This window comes from Actinoplanes sp. NBC_00393, from assembly GCF_036053395.1.
GTDB lineage: Bacteria > Actinomycetota > Actinomycetes > Mycobacteriales > Micromonosporaceae > Actinoplanes.
The window spans coordinates 997,958-1,019,606 of the sequence record NZ_CP107942.1; the positions used below are offsets into that span (position 1 = coordinate 997,958).

A 21,649-nucleotide genomic window follows, 5' to 3' on the forward strand; every position below is an offset into this window, starting at 1 on the left:
AGCTGGTCAGCGCGGGTCGCCGACCCGGTCTCCACCGTCGTGAACAATACTCACCGAGCGATACCACTTGATCTTTTCGCGGACGCGTTCCTGCTCGAGGCGCAACTGGGCGACCTTGTCGTCGATCTCCCGGTCGTGTTCCTCGAGCAGGGCGGTCCGCTGTTCGGCGGTGTCGTCGCCGCCCTGCAGCAGCTCGGCGAACCGGCGCAGCCGGGCGATCGGCATGCCCGAGTCCCGCAGGCAGCGCAGCAGCCCGAGCCGGGACAGGTCGTCGTCGGAGAACACCCGCCGCCCGCCGGAGTCGCGCCGGATGCCGTGCATCAGTCCGATCTTCTCGTAGTAGCGGATCGTGTCGATGCTGACGCCGATCCGGCCCGCCGCTTCACCAGGCGTGTACGGCACGATGCCTCCCCGTAGCTCGTCTCGCTGCCGACAGGGTAGCGGGCGGGACGCTGCAGGCGGCGACCGTGGCCGCCCTCCTGCCACCGCTGTGGAGCGACCTCGACGGCACCGGCGTCGCCGGTGTGCCGGCCAACGTCCTCCTCGCGACCGGATCCCGGGCCGGATCGGGACAGTGCTCCCATCCGTCCGGGATCCCGGGCGTCGCACGGTGGTCGTGGACGGCCGCACCCGGCGGCCGGCAGCGAGGGAGAAAGCTGATGCGCGTATCGACAGCGATGCGGCGGCGGGCCTGGGTGACGGCGACGTCCGGCGACGGCCTGGAATGGGGCCGGCGGCTGCGGTCGGCCGCGTGCGCGGCCATGATCGCCGCGGGCCTGCTGCAGACGCTCGAGGAAGTCCTGGTGCCGTCCTACGACACGCCCGCCGCCCGGTTCGCGGCCATGGCCGCTGATCCGGAGCCGTTCGGGCTGGCTCAGCTCTTCGGCATCGTCGCCCTGCCGTTCCTTCTGGTGACCGCGCTGGTGCTGGCCGCGCTCGCGGTCCGTGGCTCGCCCCGGCTCGCGTGGGCCGGCGGCGCGTTGGCTTTCGCCGGCTTCGTCGGTCTGTCGGTCCTGCAGGGCATGGAGATGGTGGAACGGGTGGCGCTGGCCGAAGGGTTCGGCGTGGCAGCGGTGCTGCGGCTCGATGACGCGGTGACCGGCTCGGTGGCGGTCGTCCCGGTCGCCGTGATGTTCCTGTCGGCTCCGGTCGGCCTGGTGGTGCTGGCCGTTGCGCTGTGGCGGGCCCGGACCGCGGCGCGGGGCGCTCTGGTGCTGATGGTGGCGGCTGTGCTGGGCGACTTCGGGCTGTTCGGGCCGGTGCCGGTCCCGGCGCATGCGATCTGGTTCGCCGCACTGGCCTGGATCGGCTGGTCCGTGGTACGCGGATCGGCCATGCCGACGACTGTGGTCATGCCCGCCGAAGCGCACACTGTGCGTTGAGGTGGTCAGAAGTGCGGTTCTGGACCGGCGTCGTCACCGCGGTCGTTCCCGGCCTGGGAGCGGCCGCGGTGAGCGCCGCCGGTCTGGGTCTGGTGCTGGCGGTGATGAACGGCCGCAGTGGCGCGGACCTGGTCCGGAGCAACCTGGCCAACAACGTGGTTCTGGCGGTGGGCTACGCCGTGGTGGCGGTCCTGGTGCTCCGGGCGGCCGCCCGCCACCGGCTCGGATGGGTGTTCCTCGTGGTGGCGCTGCTGAACGCGGGAACTGTGCTGGGCACCGAATGGGCGGTGTACACGTTCACCACCCGGCCCGGCGCGCTGCCGTGGGGCGGACCGGCGGCCTGGCTCGGTTCGTACCTGTGGTGGCCGGCGTTCCTTCTGCAGGTCGGCGCGATCCCGCTGCTCTACCCCGACGGGCAGCTGCCGTCGCGGCGCTGGCGGCCGGTCGGAATCCTCGCCGCGGCCGCCATGTCGGTGGCCGTGGTCGCCGCCGCCGTCTGGACGGACCTGCTCACCGACTCGTTTCCCGGCCGTGGCAATCCGCTGGCCCGGCACTGGTTGCCGGTCGACCTGCCGAGCGACCTGGCGGTCACCGGTCTGCTGATCAGCGCGGGCTGCGGGCTTGCCGGGATCGCTGCGATCGCGGTGCGGATGCGACGCTCGAGCGGGCCCGAGCGCGGGCGCCTCGCCTGGTTCCTGGCGGCCATGGTGCCGCTGATCGTCGTCCTCACGCTCGTGCCGAATCAGTGGGCGACCCTGGCCGCGGTGGCGTTCATCCCGGTCGCGCTCGGCGTCGCGATGGTGCGCCACGGCCTGTACGACGGCGACCGGGTGCTGAACCGGACGCTGGTGTACACCGTTCTGACCGCCCTGATCGTCGCGGTGTTCGCGACCTTCGTGGGGTGGCTCGGCAACAGCCTGGGTGGCAACGGGACCGGAGCGGTGGCCGCGGCGGTGGTGGTGGCCCTCGGGCTCGATCCGGCCCGGCGATCGGTGCAGCACGGCGTCGACCGTCTGCTGTACGGCCGCCGGCCGGACTCCTACGCCGCGCTCATCGACTTCGGGCACCGGTTGACCGATGCGGTCACCCCGCACGAGGTACTGCCCGACATCGTGCACGCGGTTGCGGTCACTATGCGGCTGCCGTACGTCGCGGTGCACCTCGGTGACGACCAACTGCCGGCGGCCGGACACGGAACGGCGCCGGCCACCACGGTGGATCTGCGGTTGTGGCACGCCGGCCGGCCGGTCGGATCGCTCGTCGTCGGCGTACGGGCCGGGCGCGACAGTCTGGACCCGGTCGACCAGCGGCTGCTGGACGACGTCCTGCCGCACCTGGGCGCCGCCGTGCACGCCGCCCGGCTCACCGACGATCTGCGCCGGTCGCATGCCCGGCTGGCGTTCGCCCGCGACCAGGAACGGCATCGCATCCGCCGGGATCTGCACGACGGGCTGGGACCCACGCTCGCGGGCCTGGCCCTGGGGCTGGGCGCGGCACGGCGCTCGGTGGCCGGCCGGCCGGAGACCGCGCGGCTGCTGGCCGAACTGCACGACGAGGTCCAGCAGTGCCTGGTGGACGTCCGCTGGCTGGTCGCGCAGATGCATCCGACGCCGCCGACCGGGGTCGGCCTGCTCGAAGCGTTGCGCCAGCACGCCTTCACGGTCTCGGAACGCAGCGGCGCGGCGCTCACCGTCACCGTCCGCGGGCCGGAGGTCCTTCCGGCGCTGCTTCCGGAGACCGAACTCGCGGCGTACCGGATCGCGATGGTGGCGATCACCAACGTGGCCCGGCACGCCCGGGCCGGGCACTGCCGGGTCGAGGTCGGCGCCGGCGCGGAGTGCATCGAGCTCTTGATCGAGGACGACGGCGTCGGCATCGAGAACGCCGGTAGCCGGGTCACGCCCGGGCTGGGACTGCGCTCCATGCTGGAACGGGCCCAGGAACTGGGCGGTGACCTTCGGATCAGGCCGAGACCGGGCGGCGGCACCACGGTGACCACGGCCCTGCCTCTCGGGAGGCCATGATGACCATCCGTGTGCTGATCGCCGACGACCATCCGGTGTTCCGGCGTGGCCTGCGAGCCGCGCTGGGCGCCGCGGCGGACATCGAGGTGGCCGGCGAAGCCGTCGACGGCCCGTCCGCGGTGACCGCCGCCGTGGAACTGGCGGTCGACGTGGTGCTGATGGATCTGCACGTGCCCGGCACGACCGGTATCGACGCGACGCGGGAGCTGGCGCTCCGGGCACCCGGCGTCGCGGTGCTCGTACTCACCATGCTGGACAACGACGAGTCCCTGTTCACCGCCATGCGGGCCGGGGCCCGCGGCTATCTGGTGAAGGGCGCCGACGAGGCGCGCATCATCCGGTCGATCCGCGCGGTCGTGGCCGGCGACCTGCTGCTGGGCCCCGGCGTCGCCGAACGGGCGCTGGCGTACTTCGCCAGGTCTGCGTCCGGGCACCGCGCGGCACGCCCGTTCCCCGAGCTCACCGATCGGGAGGTGGAGGTTCTGGAGCTGATCGCCGAAGGGCTCCCGAACAACGCCATCGCGCTGCGGCTGCACCTGTCGGCCAAGACGGTCCGCAACCATGTGTCGGCCGTGTTCGCCAAACTTCACGTCGAGCACCGGTCGGAAGCGATTGTCCGGGCCCGGCGGGCCGGCCTCGGTAAAGTTTCCTTGGAATAGCTTGACCTGGAGCGCGCTCCAGCAACCAGGCTCTACCGCATGGCAACGGAGATTTCGATCGTCCTCGGCGCGCTGGCCTTCGGCACCCGGGTGGACGAGGCACAGTCGTTCGATCTGCTCGACCAGTTCACCGGGCTCGGCGGGGAGTGGATCGACACGGCGAACAACTACAGCTGGTGGCTGCATGACAGCGGCCTCGGCGGGCAGGGCGAGACGGTCATCGGCAACTGGCTGGCCAAGCGGCCCGGCATGCGGGAGCGGATCCGGCTGAGCACCAAGGGCGGCGCGGAGCCGACCGTCCCGAACGGGTACCCGGAACACATCGAGGGACTGTCCGGGCCGGCGCTGCGCAACGCGCTGGCCGGCAGCCTGGAGCGGCTGCAGGTGGAGTCGGTGGATCTGTACTGGGCGCACGTCGAGGACCGGTCGGTGTCGCTGGAGGAGACGGTGGAGACGCTCGGCGGGTTCGTCGCGGACGGGCGGGTGGCGCGGCTGGGCGCGTCGAACCACCCGGCGTGGCGGGTCGCGCAGGCCCGGGCGATCGCCGCGCAGCGGGGGCTGGCCGGGTACTCGGCGATGCAGCTGCGCTGGTCGTACCTGCAGCCGTTGCCGGGGGCGGCGCTGCCGCAGAGCGGGCACGTGCACGCGTCGCCGGAGACGTTCGACTACGTGGCGTCCACCGAGGGGATGCGGCTGTGGGCGTACAACACGCTGATCGACGGCGGGTACACCCGGGCGGACCGGCCGCTGCCGGAGGCGTACGCCCATCCCGGCACCGCCCGGCGCCTGGCGGTGCTGGACGAGGTGGTTGCGGAGACCGGCGCGACCCGCAACCAGGTGGTGCTGGCGTGGATCGCCGGCGGGCCGGTGCCGGTGTCGCCGATCGTGGGGGTGACCACGGCCGCCCAGATCAGCGAGGCGCTCGGTGCCCGCGACGTGCGGCTCACCGCCGGGCAGCGGGCCCGGCTGGACGCCGCGGCGTAGAACGGCACGGCGCGCGGGGTGGTGGAAAACCGCCGGTGATGCTACGCAGAGGCATGGAACCCGCACCGCGCGTTTCGGGCCTGCGGCCCCGCCTGCATTTCACCCCGCGCGCCGGCCGGGTCGGCGACCTGTTCGGCGTCCTGACCACCGCCGGGCAGTATCACGTCTACTACGAGCACCACCCGGACGACGGCGGGGTTGCCGGCTGGGGGTTCGCCACCTCCGACGACCTGGTGATCTGGACCGAGCAGCAGGTCGTGCCGCCGCCCGCGGAACCGCATTGCGGCGCCGTCGTGGCGGGGCCGGGCGGGCCGGTGCTGTTCTTCGCGCGTACCGATGGGGTGGTGTTGCGGGCCGGCTGGGGCACCGGCCCGGCCGAGCCGATCATCGCCGGCCCGCCGGACGGCATGGCCGGGTTGTGCGATCCCTACGTCTTCCCGGCCGCGGACGGCTGGCGCATGCTGCTCGGCGCGCGGCGCAGCGGAGAGGCCGGCGCGGTGCTGCAGTACCGCTCCGACGACCTGCTGACCTGGACCTACGACGGCATCCTGATCTCCGGCTCGCCGTGGGGCTGCCCGCGGCTGTTCGCCCTGGACGGCGCGTGGGTGCTGATGGTCACCGAGGGCGCCGAGGAGACGTACGCCATCGGCTCCTATGACGGCCGCGGCTTCACCGCCCAGAGTTGGGGAGTGTTCGGCCGGGGCCGGCTCGGCCCCGCCGCGACCTTCCTGGATGCCGCCGGGCGCCGCTGCGCGCTTGCTCAGCTCGGCGAGGATGCGGCCCCGCCCGGGTCGGCCTGGGCGGGAACATTCAGCCTGCCATGGATTCTTTCGGTACGCGGTGAGCGCTTGATCGCCAGTCCGCATCCGCACCTCGACCACTACCTGATCAACGGGCAGACCGGTCTGTCGGCGTTCGGGGGAGAGGTACGCGACCAGGGTGAACTGATCCTGCGGATGCCCGCCGGTGGGGAGACCCTGGTGCTCACCGACGCCGACATCGTCGAGGTGACCGTCGAGGGGGTGAGCGGTCTCGGCGCGGCCCGCCGTCCCGCCCCGGGCCCGGCCGGCGTACGGGTGGGCCGGTTTGCCGGTGGGGCGGGCGGGAACTCCATGGGGCATGCCTGGACGTGACGAACTGCCGGAAACCCTGAAGCGGTCGCCGAAGAAGGCGCAGGACACCTTCGTCAAGACCCACGACTCCGCGGTCGAGCAGTACGGCGAGGGTGAACGCGCCCACCGCACCGCGTTCTCGGCCGTGAAGCACTCGTTCGAGAAGGTCGGCGACCACTGGGAACCGAAACAGGAGAAGGGGCCCAGCGACGCCAAGGCCGCCGGTGGCCGGGACACGAGCGCGCCGACGGCGGGCGGCGTGGACGCCAACGCCAGCAAGGAGCACTTGCTGGGTCTGGCGAAACGGCTGGACATCTCGGGCCGGTCCAGGATGACCAAGCCTGAGCTGGTCGAGGCGATCCAGAAGGCCAACGACCGGGAGACGCGGCGCGCCCGTGGCTGATCTGGACCGATTCGTCAGCGCCCAGCAGGGCGTCCACGAGCAGGCGCTGAGCGAGCTGCTCGCCGGGAGCAAGCGCAGCCACTGGATGTGGTTCATCTTTCCGCAGCTCGCCGGGCTCGGCTCCAGCCCCACCGCCCAGCGGTACGCGATCCGTGACCTGGCCGAGGCCCGCGCCTACCTGGCCCATCCGGTGCTCGGCCCGCGCCTGGCCGAGTGCTGCGCGGCGCTGCTCAAGCATTCCGGGCGGACCGCCGAGCAGATCCTCGGCTACCCCGACGACCTGAAGCTGCGCAGCTCGATGACGCTGTTCGCCCGGGCCGCGGACGACCCGGCGCTGTTCCAGCAGGTGCTCGACCGGTATTACGACGGCCCGGACCAGCGCACATTGGACCTGCTCGACCGCTAGGGTCTCTGATCATGAAGCTGCGTGAGGACGAGGTGCGGATCCCGGCGCCCGACTGCGAGATCCGGACGATCGTAATCCGCCCGGCCGGCGACGAGCCGCTGCCCGGGGTGCTGCTCTACACCGACATCTTCCAGCTCACCGAGTCCACGTTGCGCACGGTGCGGCGGCTCGCGTCGTACGGGTTCGTGGTCGCCGTACCGGAGATCTATCCGCGTACCGAACTGGCCGGGGTCGCCCTGGAGTTCGACGACGCCGGCAAGGCCGCGGGCCTGGCCGGTGCGGCCGCGACCACGACCGCGCACTTCGACACCGACCGCGTCGCGGTGCTCGACTTCCTGGAACAGCGCGCGGATGTGGCCGGGCTCTACGCCGCCGGCTTCTGCATCGGCGGGCACCTGGCGTTCCGGGCCGCCTTCGACCCGCGGGTCGCCGCCACCGTCTGCTTCTACCCGACCGGCCTGCACAGCGGCTCGCTGGGCGCCGACGACCCGGGTTCGCTGGCCCGGGCCGCCGACATCACCGGCCGGCTGATGGTCGTCTTCGGCTCCCGCGACCCGCACGTCCCGGCTGAGGCCCGGCTGCAGACGATCTCCGCCCTGTACGCGGCCGGTCTGGACGACCTGGAGCTGCACGTCTATCAGGGTGGTGAGCACGCATTCATGCGTGACATCGGGCTGCGCCACGACCCGGTCCTGACGGACCTGGCCCTGACCGAGGCCGTCTCCTTCTTCCAGGGCCGCTAACCCACCCTTCCGCCCACCCACCGCCCGCTGGCCGCTGGCTGCCCATCGTCCGCCGCCCGCTAGCTGCTGGCGGCCCATTGTTCGCCGTCCGCCGCCGTTCGCGGCCTGCCGCCGTTCGCGGCCTGCCGCCACCGCCCGGTGGGCGCCGCCCGCTGGCGGCCAACCGCCCACCCAAGGGCTGTCTGCTGGCTGCCCACCGCCCAACGGCTGCTCGCTGGCTGCCCACCGCCCGCTGGCCACCGGTCGCTTGCCCGCCCGTCGCGCTCCGCCTGCTGGTAGCCCATCCGCGGGCGATCTTGGGCTGTCATCTGCGGCCGTTTATGTGGCTGATCTGGTTGCGTGGTGGATTGGGTGCGCTATAGCCCACCCGATCCACCACAAGGATTAGATAGACCGAATGAAAGCCGCAAATCGTCGAAGTCGAGGCCCGCATTCTCGCCGCGACGAGCCGAGACACCCCGTTTGTCGCCACCCGAACGACTCAAGAATGGCGAAGACCGGGGCGGGCGCAAGGCGCCAAGATCGGCCAATGCCTCGGCCGCCGGCGCCGCTTGGCCGACAGCGTCGGGCCGATTGGATTGGGCTGGCAGGGTTGAGCCGCCGGGGTTGGGCAAGTGGGGTCGGGTCGCTGGGGTCGGGCTGGTGAATCAGGCCGCTAGGGTTCGGCCGATGGCGATCGGGCGGGCGGGTGGGGGCGGGTCGGTGGTGTTGAGCCGGTGGTGTTCGGCCGGTGGTGATCAGCGGCCGCAACGGTGGGCTGCCGGGCAGCGCGACCGCCTCGGTGACGAGACGATCAGAAGGGGCGGAAGTCGTCGAACGGAGGCTCGGAGATCGAGTCCGGCAGCCGCACGGCCCGGCACCGGGGCACCATCTCGCCCGCCGGATCGTGGGCGACGGTCGTCAACGTGCCGCCGGTGAATGCGTCCGGCAGCGGCACCCAGCCCAGGTTCCGCTCGTAGTAACGGACTGCGCTGCGCACCGACGGCGTCCAGTCGTCGTCCAGGATGATCAGGCCGCCGGGCCGGACGATCTTGCGGAGGAAGTAGAGGTCGACGAAGACCTCGTGGAAGCGGTGACTGCCGTCCACGAATGCCGCGTCCGCGACGACGCCCTCGGTGAGCAGCCGGGGCAGGGCCAGCGACGACGGTTCGGTGAGCAGCCGGGTGATCGTGTCCAGGCCGGCTGAGCGCAGCAGGTTCCAGCCGACGTTCGCGTACGCCCGCTCCTGGAACGGATCGATCACGAAATGCCGGGCGCCGGAACCGGCGACGTGGACCAGGGCCTCGCCGATGGCCAGCGCGGAACTGCCGTAGGCCAGGCCGACCTCGACGACGGTCCGGGCGTTCTCGGCGATCAGCAGGTCCCGGACCAGGTCGCAGTCGCCGGCGGGCAGGGTGACGACCTCGAAGTCGAGCTCCGGGCCACGCGTCCAGCCGGGGCCGTCCTGCGCCAGGCGGTGACGGGCCTCGCGTACCCGGCCGATCATTCGAGCCCGCTCGCCATGACGAGGACCTCGGTGAACTGCCGCCAGCCCGGCTCGGCCGGGAACTCCTCGCCGCGGTTGCGGTACACCCACGGCAGCGACGTCACCGACTCCTGCGCGGCGGCGAGGAACGACTCGAGGCTGTGGTTCTCCCACGCGCCGGGGTGCGCGCGCAGGTCGGCCAGCATCCGGCCGATCACGTCGGCGACATCGTCCGCGGTCTCCACCCGCTCGACCGTCTCCGGTGGGACGGCGGCGAAACGTCCGGTCTCATATGCGTCGGTCATCCATCGATGATGCTATGCGCCGGCCGGCAGCATCAGCGCCTCCGCGCCGACCGGGCGGAACCCGGCGGCCTGGAAGACCCGCACGCTGCGGGCATTGCCGGGGGACTGCTGGGCCCAGACCTGGGAACCTTCCGGTACGAGATGACGCGCGGCAACCGCCAACTTCCGGCCGAGCCCGCGGTGGCGCTGCCCGTCCGCCACCTCGACGGAGGTCTCCCACCGCCCGGCCACGCCGCGGCCGAGCACCAGGACACCGCCGTCGGCCGCCCACACCCGCACGTCGTCGCGGCGCCGCCGGGCGTACCGGACCCGCGGGTGATCCGCCGACGTGATCTCGTCGAGGGCGACCGGCGGTGGCCCGGGCAGCGCGGTGGCCACGGTGAGCAGGTCGATCGCGTCCATCACCCGGCCGGTGCGGTCCAGCAGGGCGGAAAGGAACCGCGGGTGCATGCTCGCGGCCAGCGCGTCGCAGTCGGCGGTGGCCAGGGTGGCGTGCACCCAGGCCGGGTCCTCGTCGGTGAACACCACGGTGTGCGCGGTGAACGCGATCACCCCGGCGTCGCGGGGCGCCGCCTGCGGCACGACGGTGGTGCCGCCGTCCGCCGGCGGGAACCGCCCGTCGGCGACGTCGTCGAGGATCTCTGCGAGTGTCTGTCCCATACCGACATCATCCGACGGGCGGGGTCGGGCGGTGATTCGCGGTGGTGGTGCGGGGGAGGGGACCGGGTCGTGTGACGATCGCGGCGCCCGTACCCCGCCCTGTTCTTGAGGATCAGCCATGCGCCTCGCCTGCGCTTTCGTCGCGGCCTTCGTCCTGGCCGGCGCCCCGGCAGCCGCGGCGGACCCGCGGGCGGACACCGCGCTGACCGCCGAGCTGGACCGGATCCTGGCGGATCCGCGGCTGGCCGGCGCGACCGTCGCCGTGGACGCGCTCGCCCGGCTCGGTGCCGACCCGAAAGTGGTCACCCTGGGTGACGGATCGGCGTTGAGCCGGGGCAATTGGATCACCGCCCGGCAGCTCACCACCGTGCTGACCGCCACCCGCAAACGACCCTGGTTCCCGGACCTGCACGCCTCGCCGCCGGTGGCCGGCGACCCGGCCCCGCTGGTCGGCGGCACGCTGCGTGACCGGAAAGCGGCCCACCGGAAAGCGGACAGAAACCGGCCGCAATCGGCACTACCGTCAGGAGCGTGCCTCCCGAACGCTCGACCGGCGATCCCTGAACCGCGCGACCCTGGCCCGGCAGATGCTGCTGGAACGCGCCGACCTGACCGTGCCGGAGGCGCTGGCCCAACTCGGCGGCCTGCAGGCACAGACCCCGCACACCTGGTACGTGGGGCTCTGGAGCCGGCTCGTTGACTACACCCCGGAAACAACCGCGGCGCTGCTGAGCGAGGGCGCGATCGTCCGGATGGCGCTGATGCGCTCGACCATCCACCTGGTCACCCTGGACGACTGCCGGTGGCTGCGGCCCCTGGTCGAACCCGTGATCATCCGCAGCACGATGGGCGCGTTCGGCCGGCACCTGCGCGGCGTCGACCGGGACCGGCTGGTCGAGGCCGCCGGCAAGGCGATGGCCGGGCAGCCGCTGATCTTCAGCGAGCTCGGCCGGGCCCTGGCGCCGGACTTCCCCGGGCACGATCCGGCCGCGCTGGCCCAGGCCGCGCGGATGTGGATGCCGCTGGTCCAGGTTCCGCCGCGCGGGATGTGGGGGCGCAGCGGGCGGCCGGCGCACATGCCGCTGGGCCAGCCGACCGTCGACGCCCCGGTGGACGAGCTGTTCCTGCGCTACCTGGCCGCGTTCGGCCCGGCGACGGTCCGCGACGCCCAGCAGTGGTCCGGGCTGACCCGGCTCGCCGAGGTCGCCGACCGGCTCCAGCCGCGGCTGGTCACCTTCCGCGACGAGCACGGACGGGAGCTGTTCGACCTGCCGGACGCGCCGCGCCCCGACCCGGACACCCCGGCGCCGGTCCGCTACCTGTACGACTTCGACAACTTGCTGCTCTCCCACGCCGACCGCAGCCGGGTGGTGACCGTCGACTACACCACCCAGGGCTGGGGCGGCGGCAACATGGAGCAGCCGCGGACCGTGCTCGCCGACGGCAGCGCCGCCGCGACCTGGCGGATCGCCACCACCAGGAAGGCGGCGACCCTGACGATCCGGCCGTTCCGGCCACTGACCGCGGCGGAACTCGACGGCGTGCACACCGAGGGGGCGGCGCTGCTCGCGTTCCACGCGCCGGGCGCCGCCCAGGAGATCATCGTCAGTTAGGAGGCGCGGTCGAGCTCGGCCGGCTCCGGGGTGGCGGCGTCGATCTCACCGCCGCCGCCGGCGCCCGGCGACTCGATGCTCGACTTCAGCGACGGCACGTCCTGGCACACCGTCTGCACCTTGAGGATCGCCGCCTTCACCTCGGCGACGATCGCGGCCTCGTCCGGGGTGCCGGCCGCGGCCTCGGCGCGCAACGCGGCCGACTCCACCACGTTCACCGCGCTGGTGATCAGCACGCTCTGCGAGGTACGGCCGGCCGTGACGATGTCCTTCGCGGTGGCGACGTTCAGGTCACGGCCGTCCTGGCCGAGGGTGGCCTGGCCGGCGAGCGTACAGGTCAGATGGGTGCCCTCGTCCAGGCCGGGGGTGACGGCCGGGGTGGTGGGGGCGCCGCCGGGTGCGGCGGACTCGCTCGTGGAAGCGCAGCCGACAAGCCCGAGAAGGGTGCTCAGGGCGAGGGCCGCGGTGGTGGATCTGCGCATGGCGGGCAAGGCTACCTTTGCGGTCATCGTGGCCTGCGCCGGGCTTTTCGAATGTGATCTGCGCCCGTCAGGTGCTCGACGTCTCGGCCCAGATCGCGCGGCTCACCGCCAGCGAGAACGCCGGCCCCGGCCGGTCCGGGCGCCAGCCCTGCTCGCGGGCCCGCCGGATCACCGCGGCGACGATCGACGGCACCACCGGGATGGCCGAACCGGTGCCCACCCAGTTGCTCGGATGCGTGCCCGGCATGGTGGCGATCAGCACCGAACCCCGGCCCTCGGCCCGCTCGACCGCGAACGACAGCGGTGAGACGGCCACGGCTTGCGGGTACGTCGGACGGCGCCGCACCCGCCACCGGTACACGACGCCGTCCACGGTGATCAGCCGGGAACCCCTCTTCACCAGAGTCATGGACGTCTACCTTTCCCCCGCACGGGGCGGCGCAACCCGGGCATCATCGGGGGATGACCGAGAAGAAGCCGGAATTCCGGATCGTCGCGGAGGGTTCGGTGCCGTCGCCGGCGGCCGAACCGGACAAGTTCACCGGCGACGCGTGGCAGGCCGACATCCTGCCCGCCCAGCAGGACGAGGGGTTGCGGGGGTTGCGGTTCACCTACGCGCCGGGCGCCCGCTCGTACTGGCACGTGCACACCGGGGAGCAGGCCCTGGTCGCGGTCTCCGGGCGCGGCCTGGTCCAGTGGGAGGGTGAGGCGGCGCCGCGCACTCTGGAACCTGGGGACTGGGTCCACGTCGTGCCCGGCGTCGCCCACTGGCACGGCGCCGCCCCGGACAGCACCTTCGTCCACCTGGCCGTCAACGCCACCGGCACCACCGAGTGGGGCGGCGAGGTCACCGACGAGCAGTACCGTGCCTGACTGGGAGTGGGACGAAACCCTGTTCGCCGGCACCGCGCCCTACTACACGGCCGGCCGGGTGCCGTACCCGCCGCAGCTCATCGACGGCATCCGGCGCGAACTCGGTCTGGACGGAACCGGCCGCCTGCTCGACGTCGGCTGCGGCCCCGGCACGCTGACCCTGCTGCTCGCCCCGCTGTTCGCCGAGGCGGTCGGCGTCGACCCGGACGCCGGCATGCTCGCCGAAGCCGCCCGCCGGCCCGGCGCCGCCGGCATCCGCTGGCACCGGGCCCGCGGCGAGGACCTGCCCGCCGGCCTCGGTCGCTTCCGGGTGGTGACGTTCGCCCAGTCGTTCCACTGGATGGACCAGTCGCTGGTCGCCGCCCGGGTTCGTGACCACCTGCTGGAACCGGGCGGCGCCTGGGTGCACGTCGGCGGTGGCGTCGCCGAACCCGCCCCGCTGCAGGCACGCATCGACGAGCTGGTGGCCCGCTACCTCGGGCCGGTGCGCCGCGCCGGCCAGGGCTTCCTGCCGAACGGCACCGCCTCCGGCGAGGAGGACGTCCTGCGCGCCGCGGGCTTCACCGGCCCCACCCGCATCCGGGTGGACGGCGACCCGGTCGAACGCAAACCCGACGACATCGTCGCCGCCGTCCTCTCCCGCTCCAGCTCGGCGCCACACCTGTTCGGCGACCGCCGGCCGGCCTTCGAGGCCGACCTGCGCGGCCTGCTGGCCGATTCATCGGCCTCCGGCCGGTTCACCGAACCCGCGGCAACCTTCGAAGCTGTCATCTGGCGCCACCCCGACTGAGCAGAACCCGCAACGGTACGAGCAATCCCCGCCCCACCCGAATCGACCCCGTCCCGCCGCACGACGCGACCACCAGCCCACTCCAGGCCCCACAGCGCCCGCCGGGCTCACCCTGAACTCGGCTGACCGCCACCGTCGTATCCCGGCCCACGAAGCCGCACTGACCGTCAGCCCGTCAGCCGGGCTGACCGCCACCGTCGTATCCCAGCCCACGAAGCAGCACTGGGCGTCAGCCCGGCAGCCGGGCTGACCGCCACCGTCGTATCCCAGCCCACGAAGCAGCACTGGGCGTCAGCCCGTCAGCCGGGCTGACCGTCGCTGTCGTATCCCAGCCCACGAAGCAGCGCTGGGCGTCAGCCTGTTTGTGCGGCTGACCGTGAGTGTTGCTTCCCGGGCTGCGAAGCAGCGCTGGGTGACAGCTGGAGGGCGGCCACTGAGGTGAGGACCAGCAGGGCGCCGGTGAGCTGGAGTTTGGTCAGGAACTCGTGCAGGGTGAGCGCGGCCAGCACTGTGGTGACGACCGGCTCGAAGGTGGACAGGATGGCGGCCGTGGACGGCCCGGTGCGGCGCAGCCCGGCGAAGAACATGAGCAGCGCCAGCACCGTGGAGACCACCGCGATGCACAGCAGCCAGAACCAGCCGGCCACGCCGAAGTCGAGCGCGACGCCGCGGACCGCGGCGTGCCCGGCGAAGGTGACGAACGCGCCGGCCATCACCAGTACGGACAGCGGCACCGGCGGCACCTGCTGCACGACGCGGTCGGCCACCAGGATGTACACGGTGTAGGTGACGGCCGACCCGAAGGCCAGCAGCGCGCCCAGCGGGGCGAAGGGAACCCGCCCGGTGCCGAGCAGGACCAGCAGGGTGCCGCCGGAGGCGACCAGCAGTGCGACGGCGCGGCCCGGGGTGAGCCGGTCCCGGCCGAGCAGGACGGCCGCGACCGTGACCAGCACCGGGTACGTGTAGAGGATCAGCGACAGCAGCGAGGCGTCCATGATCTGCAGGGCGGCGAAGTACAGGGCCGCCTGGGTGGCGTACCCGATCCCGCCCATCGCCAGCGCGGTGCCCGCCACGCGGGACCGGACCGGAGCGCGCAACCCCGGCCGTACCAGCAGGAGCAGCGCCAGCAGCGCGGCCGCCAGCCCGAACCGCACCAGCAGCAGCGCCGAGGCCGAGACGCCCGCCTCGTACGCGAACTTGCCGAAGATCGCCATGGCGCCGAAGCAGGCCGCGGAGAGAAGGCACAGAACAGGTCCCATGGTTCGAGCTTCGACCGCCGTACCGTTCAGGTCCAGTGATGATTCTTGGAGCTGACTGGTTAGGATTTGTGCATGGTCACGCTCGATCTGCGCCGGCTGCGTTTTCTCCGGGAGCTCGAGGAGCGCGGCACGCTGGGCGCTGTCGCCGCCGCGCTGGACTACAGCCCGTCCGCGGTCTCGCAGCAGCTCGCGCTGCTGGAGAAGGAGACCGGCACCCGCCTGTTCGAGAAGGCGGGCCGGGGCGTGCGGCTCACCGACGCCGGCCGGCTGCTGGCTCAGCACGCGCGGATCCTGCTCGCCGCCGCCGAGGCCGCGGAGGCCGACCTGGCGGCGCTGAGCGACGAGGTCCGCGGCGCGGTGCGTGCCGGCGGCCTGCAGTCCGCCGCCCGCCGCCTGCTGGTGCCCGCCGTCGCCCGGATGGCCGCCGACCATCCGCAGGTCCGCGTCGAGATCTCCGAGCTGGAGCTGGAGCAGGCCCTGCCGGAGCTGCGGCTGGGCTCGGTCGACGTGATCGTCAGCGATGAGTACGACGGGCATCCCCGCCCTCGCCCCGCCGGCCTGGAGTTCACCCTGCTGCACGAGGAGCCGCTGCGGGTCGTGCTCCCCGCCGCCCATCCGCTGGCCGCCGACGGCGGGGAGGTCGCGATCGCCGCCCTGCGCGACGACGTCTGGGTCGCCTCCGACGAGGGGACCGGCCACTACGCCATGGTCGTCGGCACGTGCCGGGCGCTGGGTGGGTACGAGCCGGACCTGCGGCACCGCTCCGGCGACGCCGACGTGCAGCTGGAGCTGGTCCGTGTCGCCGGCGCCGTGGCCCTGCTGCCGGCGATGACCCTGCCGCCGGCCGACCCGGCGCTGGCGATCCGCGACGTCGCGGGCGCCGGGACCGGGCGCCGGCTGTTCCTGGTCACCCGGGACGCCCCGCCCACCCCGGCCCTGACCGCCTTCCTCGCGGCCGTCACCGATCAGGCAGCGCGACTGCGCTGAGCAGCCGCCCGTCCAGGTCCAGGTAGGTGACGGTGTCGGTGACCAGGCCACCGGCGACCTCGAGCAGGACCAGCGCGAACGGCTCGTGCCGCCCGTCCGGGCCGGGGCGGGTCTGCCAGAACGCCGGGGAGCCGTTCACCGCGACCGGCCGCAGCTGCGCGCCCGCGCAGGACGCTTCCGGGGCGAGCATGGCGCGGCGGATCTGCTCCCGGCCGCGCAGCCACCATACGAACGGCGGCATCGACGTGGTCGCGTCCTCGTGCAGCAGCGACACCAGGGTCTCGATGTCGTGGCGTTCGAACGCGGCGCAGTAGCGGTCGAGCAGCGCCCGCCGGGCGGCGTCCGGCGGGTCGGCCGGCGCCGGAGCATGCGAGCGCAGCGTCGCCCGGGCCCGCTGCAGCGCGCTGTTCACCGCGGGCACCGTGCCGTCGAGCAGCCCGGCGACCTCCTCGGCCGACCAGCACAGCACGTCGCGCAGGATCAGCACGGCCCGCTGCCGGGGCGGCAGATGCTGCAGCGCGGCGACGAACGCCAGCCGGATCGTCTCGCGCTGCACGGCCTGCTCCTCCGGGCTGCCGGTCGCCGGCAGGGCCCGGGCGTCCGGGATCGGCAGGATCCACCGGTCCGGCGGCAGCGGCGCACCGAACGTGGCGCCGGCGTCCGAGGACGGGCCGAGGTCCATGGCCAGGGCGCGGCGCTGTGCGCTGCGCAGCATGTCCAGGCAGACGTTGGTGGCGATCCGGTACAGCCAGGTCCGCAGCGAGGCGCGCCGCTCGTCGTACCGCTCGTACGCCTGCCAGGCCCGGACCAGGCTTTCCTGCACCGCATCCTCGGCCTCGAAGCCGGAACCGAGCATCCGGTAGCAGAACCCGGTGAGCTCGACCCGGAACTGTTCCAGCTCGGCAGTCATGCACCGAGATTAGGACCGATGAGTTCGGCGCCTCTGCCCCGTACCCCCTTCATGACACGACTAGAGCAGGACGAGATCCGGGCCGCGGTGACCGCGGAACGCACCGAGCTGGCCGGCGTGCTCGCCGGTCTGCGGCCGGAGCAGTGGGACGCGGCGACGCTGTGCGAGGGCTGGCGGGTACGCGAGGTCGTCGCCCACATGACGATGCCGTACCGGATGTCGGCGCCCCGTTTCCTGATCGACTTCGCCCGGTCCGGGTTCCGGTTCAACCCGATGGCCGACCGCTGCGCCAAGCGGGACGCGGCCCGGCTGACCAGCGACGAGCTGCTCACCTGCCTGCAGGACAACGTCGCTCACCCGTGGCAGCCGCCGGGCGGTGGGCTGCTCGGGGCGCTGTCGCACGACGTCATCCACGGGCTGGACATCACGATCGCTCTGGGGCTGGGCCGCAGCGTTCCGGCGTACCGGATGGATCTTGTGCTGTCCGGGCTCTCGGCGAAGAGTGTCGCCTTCTTCGGCGCTGATCTCGCCGGGGTGTCGCTGCAGGCGACCGACCGGGACTGGAGTTTCGGCGCCGGAAGGCCGGTCCGGGGTGAGGCGCAGGACCTGCTGATGGTGATCTGCGGCCGAAAGCTGCCACCGGGCCACCTGAGTGGGTAACAGATTGTTCATGCGAGTCGAGCCGTACCACGTGCAGGTGCCGGAATCGGAGCTGACCGACCTGCGGAACCGCCTGGCGCGGACCCGCTGGCCGGAACCGGCGCCCGCACTCGGCTGGGCCCAGGGCGTGCCGCTCGGCGTGGTGCAGGAACTGTGCCGGTACTGGGCCGAGGAGTACCGGTGGCGCTCCGCCGAGGCGCGGCTGAACGCGGTGCCGCAGTACCTGGTCACGCTGGGCGGGCTGAAGGTGCACGTGCTGCACGCCCGCTCGCCGCACCCGGGCGCGCTGCCGCTGGTGCTCACCCACGGCTGGCCGGGCTCGGTGCTGGAGCTGGTCGACCTGGTCCGGCCGCTCACCGAGCCCGCCGACCCGGCCGACGCCTTCGACGTGGTGATCCCGTCGCTGCCGGGGTACGGCTTCAGCGCCAAACCCTCCGCGCCAGGCTGGGGCATCGACCGGATCGCCGCCGCCTGGGCCGAGCTGATGGCCGGCCTCGGCTACCCGCGCTACGGGGCGGCCGGCAGCGACTGGGGCACCAGTGTCTCCAGCGCGCTGGCCGTCGCCGCCCCGGATCATGTGGCCGGCATCCACCTGATCCCGCCGCTGGCCGGCCCGGACCCGGCCGACGGACAGCTCACCGCCGCCGAGAGCGAGGCCCTCGCGCAGGCGGCGGAACGCGGCCGGACGTCGTCGGCGTACTCGGAGATGCACCGGACCGCGCCGCAGACCGTCGGTTACGCGCTGGTCGACTCGCCGTCCGGGCTGTGCGCGTGGATGGCCGAGAAGCTGCTCGCCTGGAGCGACACCGGCGGGCTGAGCCGCGACCAGGTCCTCGACCAGGTCACGCTGTACTGGCTGACCGGCACCGCGGCGTCGTCGGCGCGGCTCTACGCGGAGAGCATCGACCAGGTCGCCGGGTGGATCAGCGGCGCCGACGCCGAGCCGGTCACCGTTCCGGTCGGCGCGTCGATCTTCCCGGCTGAGGTGCCGCGGCCGTCGCGGCGCTGGGCCGAGCGCCGCTACCCGGACATCCGCTACTGGGCCGAGCACGAGCGCGGCGGTCACTTCCCGGCCCTGGAGGTCCCGGACCTGCTGATCCAGGACCTGCGCGAGTTCTTCCGGGGCCTGCGCTGAATCAGCTACAGGTGTTGAGCATGCTCTGCAGGGCGGTCTTCTCCGAGGACTGCAGCTTCAGCGCCCAGTAGTACTTCACGCCGATCCACATCCGGGCGTACGTGCACCGGTACGAAGTGACCGACGGCTGCCACGTCGACGGGTCCTTGTCACCCTTCGACTGGTTCACGTTGTCGGTGACCGCGATCAGCTGCGGCCGGGTCAGGTCATTGGCGAAGCTCTGCCGTTTGCTGGTGGTCCACGCGCTCGCCCCGGAGCGCCACGCCTCGGCCAGCGGCACCACGTGGTCGATGTCGACGTCCGACGCCGCGGTCCAGGTAGCGCCGTCGTAGGGGGAGTACCACGAACCGGAGGTCGCGGCGCACGCCGAGCTGGTCACCACGTTGCTGCCGTCCCGCTTGAGGACGGTCTCGCGGGTGTTGCAGGCGCCGGAGATGGTGATCCAGTGCGGGAACAGGTCCCGGTCGTAGCTGCTCGCGTTCGCCTCGGCGGCCACGGTCAGCGAGTTCAGGTAGGTCTGCGCGGTGGCCTTGGACGGGATCCCGGTCGGGGCGGCCGGGGCGGGGGAGGCGAGCAGGCCGGCGAGCACAGCGCCGGCAAGCACAGCGCCGGCGAGCGCGGCGCCCAGGAGGGGACGGCGGGACAGGTGCATGGTTGCTCCCATCGATGAGGATCGTCCTGATCGGACGTCACAGATCTACGGGAGCCCGGCGTCACCGGATGATGATCGACGTGAATTTCTTGTGTCCGAACAAACAAGAACAAAACCCTGCTCAGGACGGGTCGCGCAGGGTGCCGGTCTCTGCCCGGTAGACGAAGCCGCGCATCCGCGAGGTGCCGGTGATCGCGCCGTGCAGCAGGGCGGCGGTGGCCGGGGCGCCGACGGGCTCATCGGCCCAGGTCGATGCCGGGTCGGCCGGGGACGGGGCGGTCCAGAGCGGCTCGGCGGTCGCCGGGGTCGAGGCGACGCCGCGGTCGGCGTACCCCGGCGGGTTGTGGCCCGAGGCGGTGGCCGAGCCGACCACGAAGGCCGCGGCCATCGCCGCGCCGCGCAACCGCCAGCGCAGCGGCGCCTCGGCGGAGACAGAGGTGCTGGGGTACGGGAAACGCATCGCCATCTGTGTCATGCCCATGACGATGCGCTTCACAGTTGGCCGCCTCCCATGATCCGTCTGTGCGCTTGCTGTGCGCCTCAGGCGGCTTCCATGGCCGGCTCGTAGTTGCGCCAGCAGTTCTTGCCCTGGTGCTTGGCCGCGTACATCGCCACGTCGGCCGCGCGGACCAGCGAGGCCGGATCGTCGCCGTCGGTGGTGCCGGCCACGCCGATGCTGGCGTGCGCGCGGATCAGCTCGCCGCCGAACAGCACCGGGGTCTCCAGGGCGCGCAGGATGCGCTGGGCGGTCTGCTCGCCGGCGCGGGCGTCACAGTCGCGCAGCAGCACCGCGAACTCGTCGCCGCCGAGACGGGCGACCACATCGTCGGTGCGTACCGAGGCGCGCAGGTGCTCGGCAACCCCGGCGAGCAGCGCGTCACCGGCCGCGTGGCCCAGGGTGTCGTTCACCGCCTTGAACCCGTCCAGGTCGATCAGCAGCAGCGACACCGTGCCCGGCTCGCTGTCGGCCAGGGTCTCGGTGAGCTGCTCGTGGAACCAGGTGCGGTTGGCCAGGCCGGTCAGCCCGTCGTAGTGCGCCTGGTGCCGCAGCCGGGTCTCGTGCTCGCGCAGGTCGGCGAGGGTGGTGTCGAGTTCCTTGATGAGCCGGGAGTTGTCGTGGAAGGCGACCAGCTGCCGGGCCGCGACCAGCGCGACGATCACGCCGAGGCCGGCCACGACGCCCCAGACCTGGGCGCCGGATCCGCCCCGCAGGCCCTCGCGGAGCACCAGGATCATCGAGGTGAAGACGACGACGATCGACCCGTACGGCAGCAGGCTGTAGGGCTTGCGGCGGCGCGCGCCGAACGCGCTCTGGTCGAACCGGGCGATGATCTCCTGGGTCCGCGGGCCCATCGCGATCAGCAGCGACGGCAGGAAACGGACCGCGAAGACGTACGCCGGCAGGTTCTCGGTCTCGTCCATGGCGATGAAGACGCCGACGGCGTTCACCGCGGACGAGATGATCATCGGGGTGGCCGCGGCGCGGTGCATCGGCGCGTTGCCGCTGAGCACCATCTTGACCGAGGCGAAACCGGCGGTGAGGACCACCGCGGCGATGGCGATGGCGGTCACCAAATCGTGGGTCTTGCCGTCTTGGTCCACGGTGATGCACCACGCGACGACCGCGCCACCGACCATCACCGTGGCGGAGTCCAGCCAGAACGCGAGTCGTTCCCGGCGTGAGCGGCTCGGGTGCGGGTGGGCCAGCATGGCCAGGATGAGCAGGCCGAGGCCGAGCGCGAAGCAGGCGCTCTGCACCGGGCCGCCGGCGGTCGAGCCGTAGCCCTTGTCCGAGATTTCCATGATCGCCTGGGTGGTGTCCCCGCAGGTGAACAGCACCCCGCAGGTGGTCAGGACCAGCCAGAAGCGGCGGATCGCGCCGGTCGCGATCCGGGCGACCTGCCAGGACGAGTACGCGAGCAGCGCGTCCAGCGGCACCTGGAACGACCAGAAGATCAGGCCCTTCGCCTCGGCGTTGCTGTCGAAGGCGAAAAGCAGGACGACACCCGCCACTGTCCACCAGATCGCTGCGGTCAGCACCGGGTCCCGGCGGAGGACGGGCGTGACGATCTCCCGTCTCGAGGCGCTCATGCCCCCTGTTATCGGCCGTTCACCGTGGGTCATGAGCTTTAGCGGCGCTGTGTA

The 21,649-nt window shown here is 72.6% G+C and carries 26 protein-coding genes; 15 read left to right on the forward strand and 11 right to left on the reverse strand.

The window, feature by feature from the left end; all coding sequences use genetic code 11:
* Positions 1-6 precede the first annotated feature (6 nt).
* Complete coding sequence (locus tag OHA21_RS04370; protein WP_328478290.1) at positions 7-405, reverse strand: MerR family transcriptional regulator; 399 nt, start codon at positions 403-405, stop codon at positions 7-9.
* A 254-nt stretch (positions 406-659) separates the two neighbouring features.
* Between OHA21_RS04370 and OHA21_RS04375 the strand changes: the two genes are divergently transcribed.
* From OHA21_RS04375 to OHA21_RS04410, 8 genes are read left to right on the forward strand one after another with little or no spacing between them, the layout of a single operon-like run.
* On the forward strand, positions 660-1,382 hold the full coding sequence (locus tag OHA21_RS04375) for a hypothetical protein (RefSeq protein ID WP_328470370.1): 723 nt from the start codon (positions 660-662) through the stop codon (positions 1,380-1,382).
* Positions 1,383-1,393: 11 nt separating this feature from the next.
* On the forward strand, positions 1,394-3,406 hold the full coding sequence (locus tag OHA21_RS04380) for a sensor histidine kinase (RefSeq protein ID WP_328470372.1): 2,013 nt from the start codon (positions 1,394-1,396) through the stop codon (positions 3,404-3,406).
* Positions 3,403-4,065, forward strand: coding sequence for a response regulator transcription factor (locus OHA21_RS04385; RefSeq protein WP_328470374.1), 663 nt, complete (start codon positions 3,403-3,405; stop codon positions 4,063-4,065). The genes OHA21_RS04380 and OHA21_RS04385 overlap by 4 nt, the downstream gene beginning before the upstream one ends.
* 39 nt (positions 4,066-4,104) lie before the next feature.
* Positions 4,105-5,049, forward strand: a complete 945-nt coding sequence (locus OHA21_RS04390; protein ID WP_328470376.1) for an aldo/keto reductase — start codon at positions 4,105-4,107, stop codon at positions 5,047-5,049.
* A 53-nt stretch (positions 5,050-5,102) separates the two neighbouring features.
* Positions 5,103-6,182 carry a glycoside hydrolase family 32 protein gene (locus OHA21_RS04395; protein ID WP_328470378.1) on the forward strand — a complete coding sequence of 360 codons (1,080 nt, stop codon included), beginning with the start codon at positions 5,103-5,105 and terminating at the stop codon, positions 6,180-6,182.
* A complete protein-coding gene (locus tag OHA21_RS04400) occupies positions 6,169-6,564 on the forward strand; it encodes a ChaB family protein (protein ID WP_328470380.1) in 396 nt (131 codons plus the stop codon). Before OHA21_RS04395 ends, OHA21_RS04400 begins: the two co-directional genes overlap by 14 nt.
* Positions 6,557-6,970, forward strand: coding sequence for a DUF1810 domain-containing protein (locus OHA21_RS04405; RefSeq protein WP_328470382.1), 414 nt, complete (start codon positions 6,557-6,559; stop codon positions 6,968-6,970). The genes OHA21_RS04400 and OHA21_RS04405 overlap by 8 nt, the downstream gene beginning before the upstream one ends.
* An 11-nt stretch (positions 6,971-6,981) precedes the next feature.
* The gene (locus OHA21_RS04410) at positions 6,982-7,713 is read left to right on the forward strand and encodes a dienelactone hydrolase family protein (protein WP_328470384.1); all 732 of its coding nucleotides are present in this window, start codon (positions 6,982-6,984) and stop codon (positions 7,711-7,713) included.
* A gap of 793 nt (positions 7,714-8,506) precedes the next feature.
* Here the strand turns inward: OHA21_RS04410 and OHA21_RS04415 are convergent.
* The 3 genes from OHA21_RS04415 to OHA21_RS04425 are packed head-to-tail and all read right to left on the reverse strand — an operon-like array spanning position 8,507 to position 10,143.
* Positions 8,507-9,199, reverse strand: a complete 693-nt coding sequence (locus OHA21_RS04415; protein WP_328470386.1) for a class I SAM-dependent methyltransferase — start codon at positions 9,197-9,199, stop codon at positions 8,507-8,509.
* On the reverse strand, positions 9,196-9,483 hold the full coding sequence (locus OHA21_RS04420; RefSeq protein ID WP_328470388.1) for a DUF7660 family protein: 288 nt from the start codon (positions 9,481-9,483) through the stop codon (positions 9,196-9,198). Before OHA21_RS04420 ends, OHA21_RS04415 begins: the two co-directional genes overlap by 4 nt.
* 12 nt (positions 9,484-9,495) lie before the next feature.
* Positions 9,496-10,143, reverse strand: a complete 648-nt coding sequence (locus OHA21_RS04425) for a GNAT family N-acetyltransferase (RefSeq protein WP_328470390.1) — start codon at positions 10,141-10,143, stop codon at positions 9,496-9,498.
* A 118-nt stretch (positions 10,144-10,261) separates the two neighbouring features.
* Here OHA21_RS04425 and OHA21_RS52660 point away from each other — a divergent pair, with 118 nt between their 5' ends.
* Positions 10,262-10,843, forward strand: coding sequence for a D-alanyl-D-alanine carboxypeptidase (locus tag OHA21_RS52660; RefSeq protein ID WP_442875065.1), 582 nt, complete (start codon positions 10,262-10,264; stop codon positions 10,841-10,843).
* Entirely contained in the window at positions 10,731-11,756 is a 1,026-nt protein-coding gene (locus OHA21_RS04430; protein WP_328470392.1) for a winged helix DNA-binding domain-containing protein, read from the forward strand. Before OHA21_RS52660 ends, OHA21_RS04430 begins: the two co-directional genes overlap by 113 nt.
* Here the strand turns inward: OHA21_RS04430 and OHA21_RS04435 are convergent.
* On the reverse strand, positions 11,753-12,238 hold the full coding sequence (locus OHA21_RS04435) for a hypothetical protein (RefSeq protein WP_328470394.1): 486 nt from the start codon (positions 12,236-12,238) through the stop codon (positions 11,753-11,755). The genes OHA21_RS04430 and OHA21_RS04435 overlap by 4 nt on opposite strands.
* A gap of 67 nt (positions 12,239-12,305) precedes the next feature.
* Entirely contained in the window at positions 12,306-12,647 is a 342-nt protein-coding gene (locus OHA21_RS04440; protein ID WP_328470396.1) for a hypothetical protein, read from the reverse strand.
* A gap of 53 nt (positions 12,648-12,700) precedes the next feature.
* Here OHA21_RS04440 and OHA21_RS04445 point away from each other — a divergent pair, with 53 nt between their 5' ends.
* Complete coding sequence (locus tag OHA21_RS04445) at positions 12,701-13,111, forward strand: cupin domain-containing protein (RefSeq protein ID WP_328470398.1); 411 nt, start codon at positions 12,701-12,703, stop codon at positions 13,109-13,111.
* Positions 13,104-13,901, forward strand: coding sequence for a class I SAM-dependent methyltransferase (locus OHA21_RS04450; protein WP_328470400.1), 798 nt, complete (start codon positions 13,104-13,106; stop codon positions 13,899-13,901). The genes OHA21_RS04445 and OHA21_RS04450 overlap by 8 nt, the downstream gene beginning before the upstream one ends.
* A gap of 353 nt (positions 13,902-14,254) precedes the next feature.
* On the opposite strand, the gene OHA21_RS04455 is transcribed toward OHA21_RS04450, so the two are convergent.
* Positions 14,255-15,160, reverse strand: coding sequence for a DMT family transporter (locus OHA21_RS04455; protein WP_328470402.1), 906 nt, complete (start codon positions 15,158-15,160; stop codon positions 14,255-14,257).
* A 72-nt stretch (positions 15,161-15,232) separates the two neighbouring features.
* Here OHA21_RS04455 and OHA21_RS04460 point away from each other — a divergent pair, with 72 nt between their 5' ends.
* Positions 15,233-16,147 (forward strand): LysR family transcriptional regulator, encoded by a 915-nt coding sequence (locus OHA21_RS04460; RefSeq protein WP_328470404.1) that lies wholly within the window; start codon positions 15,233-15,235, stop codon positions 16,145-16,147.
* On the opposite strand, the gene OHA21_RS04465 is transcribed toward OHA21_RS04460, so the two are convergent.
* Complete coding sequence (locus OHA21_RS04465) at positions 16,119-17,057, reverse strand: RNA polymerase subunit sigma-70 (RefSeq protein WP_328470406.1); 939 nt, start codon at positions 17,055-17,057, stop codon at positions 16,119-16,121. The two genes, OHA21_RS04460 and OHA21_RS04465, sit on opposite strands and share 29 nt — an antisense overlap.
* A gap of 51 nt (positions 17,058-17,108) precedes the next feature.
* Between OHA21_RS04465 and OHA21_RS04470 the strand changes: the two genes are divergently transcribed.
* Positions 17,109-17,717, forward strand: coding sequence for a maleylpyruvate isomerase family mycothiol-dependent enzyme (locus tag OHA21_RS04470; protein WP_328470408.1), 609 nt, complete (start codon positions 17,109-17,111; stop codon positions 17,715-17,717).
* A 10-nt stretch (positions 17,718-17,727) separates the two neighbouring features.
* Positions 17,728-18,852 carry an epoxide hydrolase family protein gene (locus OHA21_RS04475; RefSeq protein ID WP_328470410.1) on the forward strand — a complete coding sequence of 375 codons (1,125 nt, stop codon included), beginning with the start codon at positions 17,728-17,730 and terminating at the stop codon, positions 18,850-18,852.
* A 1-nt stretch (position 18,853) separates the two neighbouring features.
* On the opposite strand, the gene OHA21_RS04480 is transcribed toward OHA21_RS04475, so the two are convergent.
* From OHA21_RS04480 to OHA21_RS04490, 3 genes are all read right to left on the reverse strand, one after another.
* Positions 18,854-19,516 (reverse strand): HNH endonuclease family protein, encoded by a 663-nt coding sequence (locus OHA21_RS04480; protein ID WP_328470412.1) that lies wholly within the window; start codon positions 19,514-19,516, stop codon positions 18,854-18,856.
* A gap of 109 nt (positions 19,517-19,625) precedes the next feature.
* Positions 19,626-19,979 carry a hypothetical protein gene (locus OHA21_RS04485; protein WP_328470414.1) on the reverse strand — a complete coding sequence of 118 codons (354 nt, stop codon included), beginning with the start codon at positions 19,977-19,979 and terminating at the stop codon, positions 19,626-19,628.
* Between the two features lie 65 nt (positions 19,980-20,044).
* Positions 20,045-21,595, reverse strand: coding sequence for a GGDEF domain-containing protein (locus OHA21_RS04490; RefSeq protein ID WP_328470416.1), 1,551 nt, complete (start codon positions 21,593-21,595; stop codon positions 20,045-20,047).
* Between the last annotated feature and the right edge of the window lie 54 nt (positions 21,596-21,649).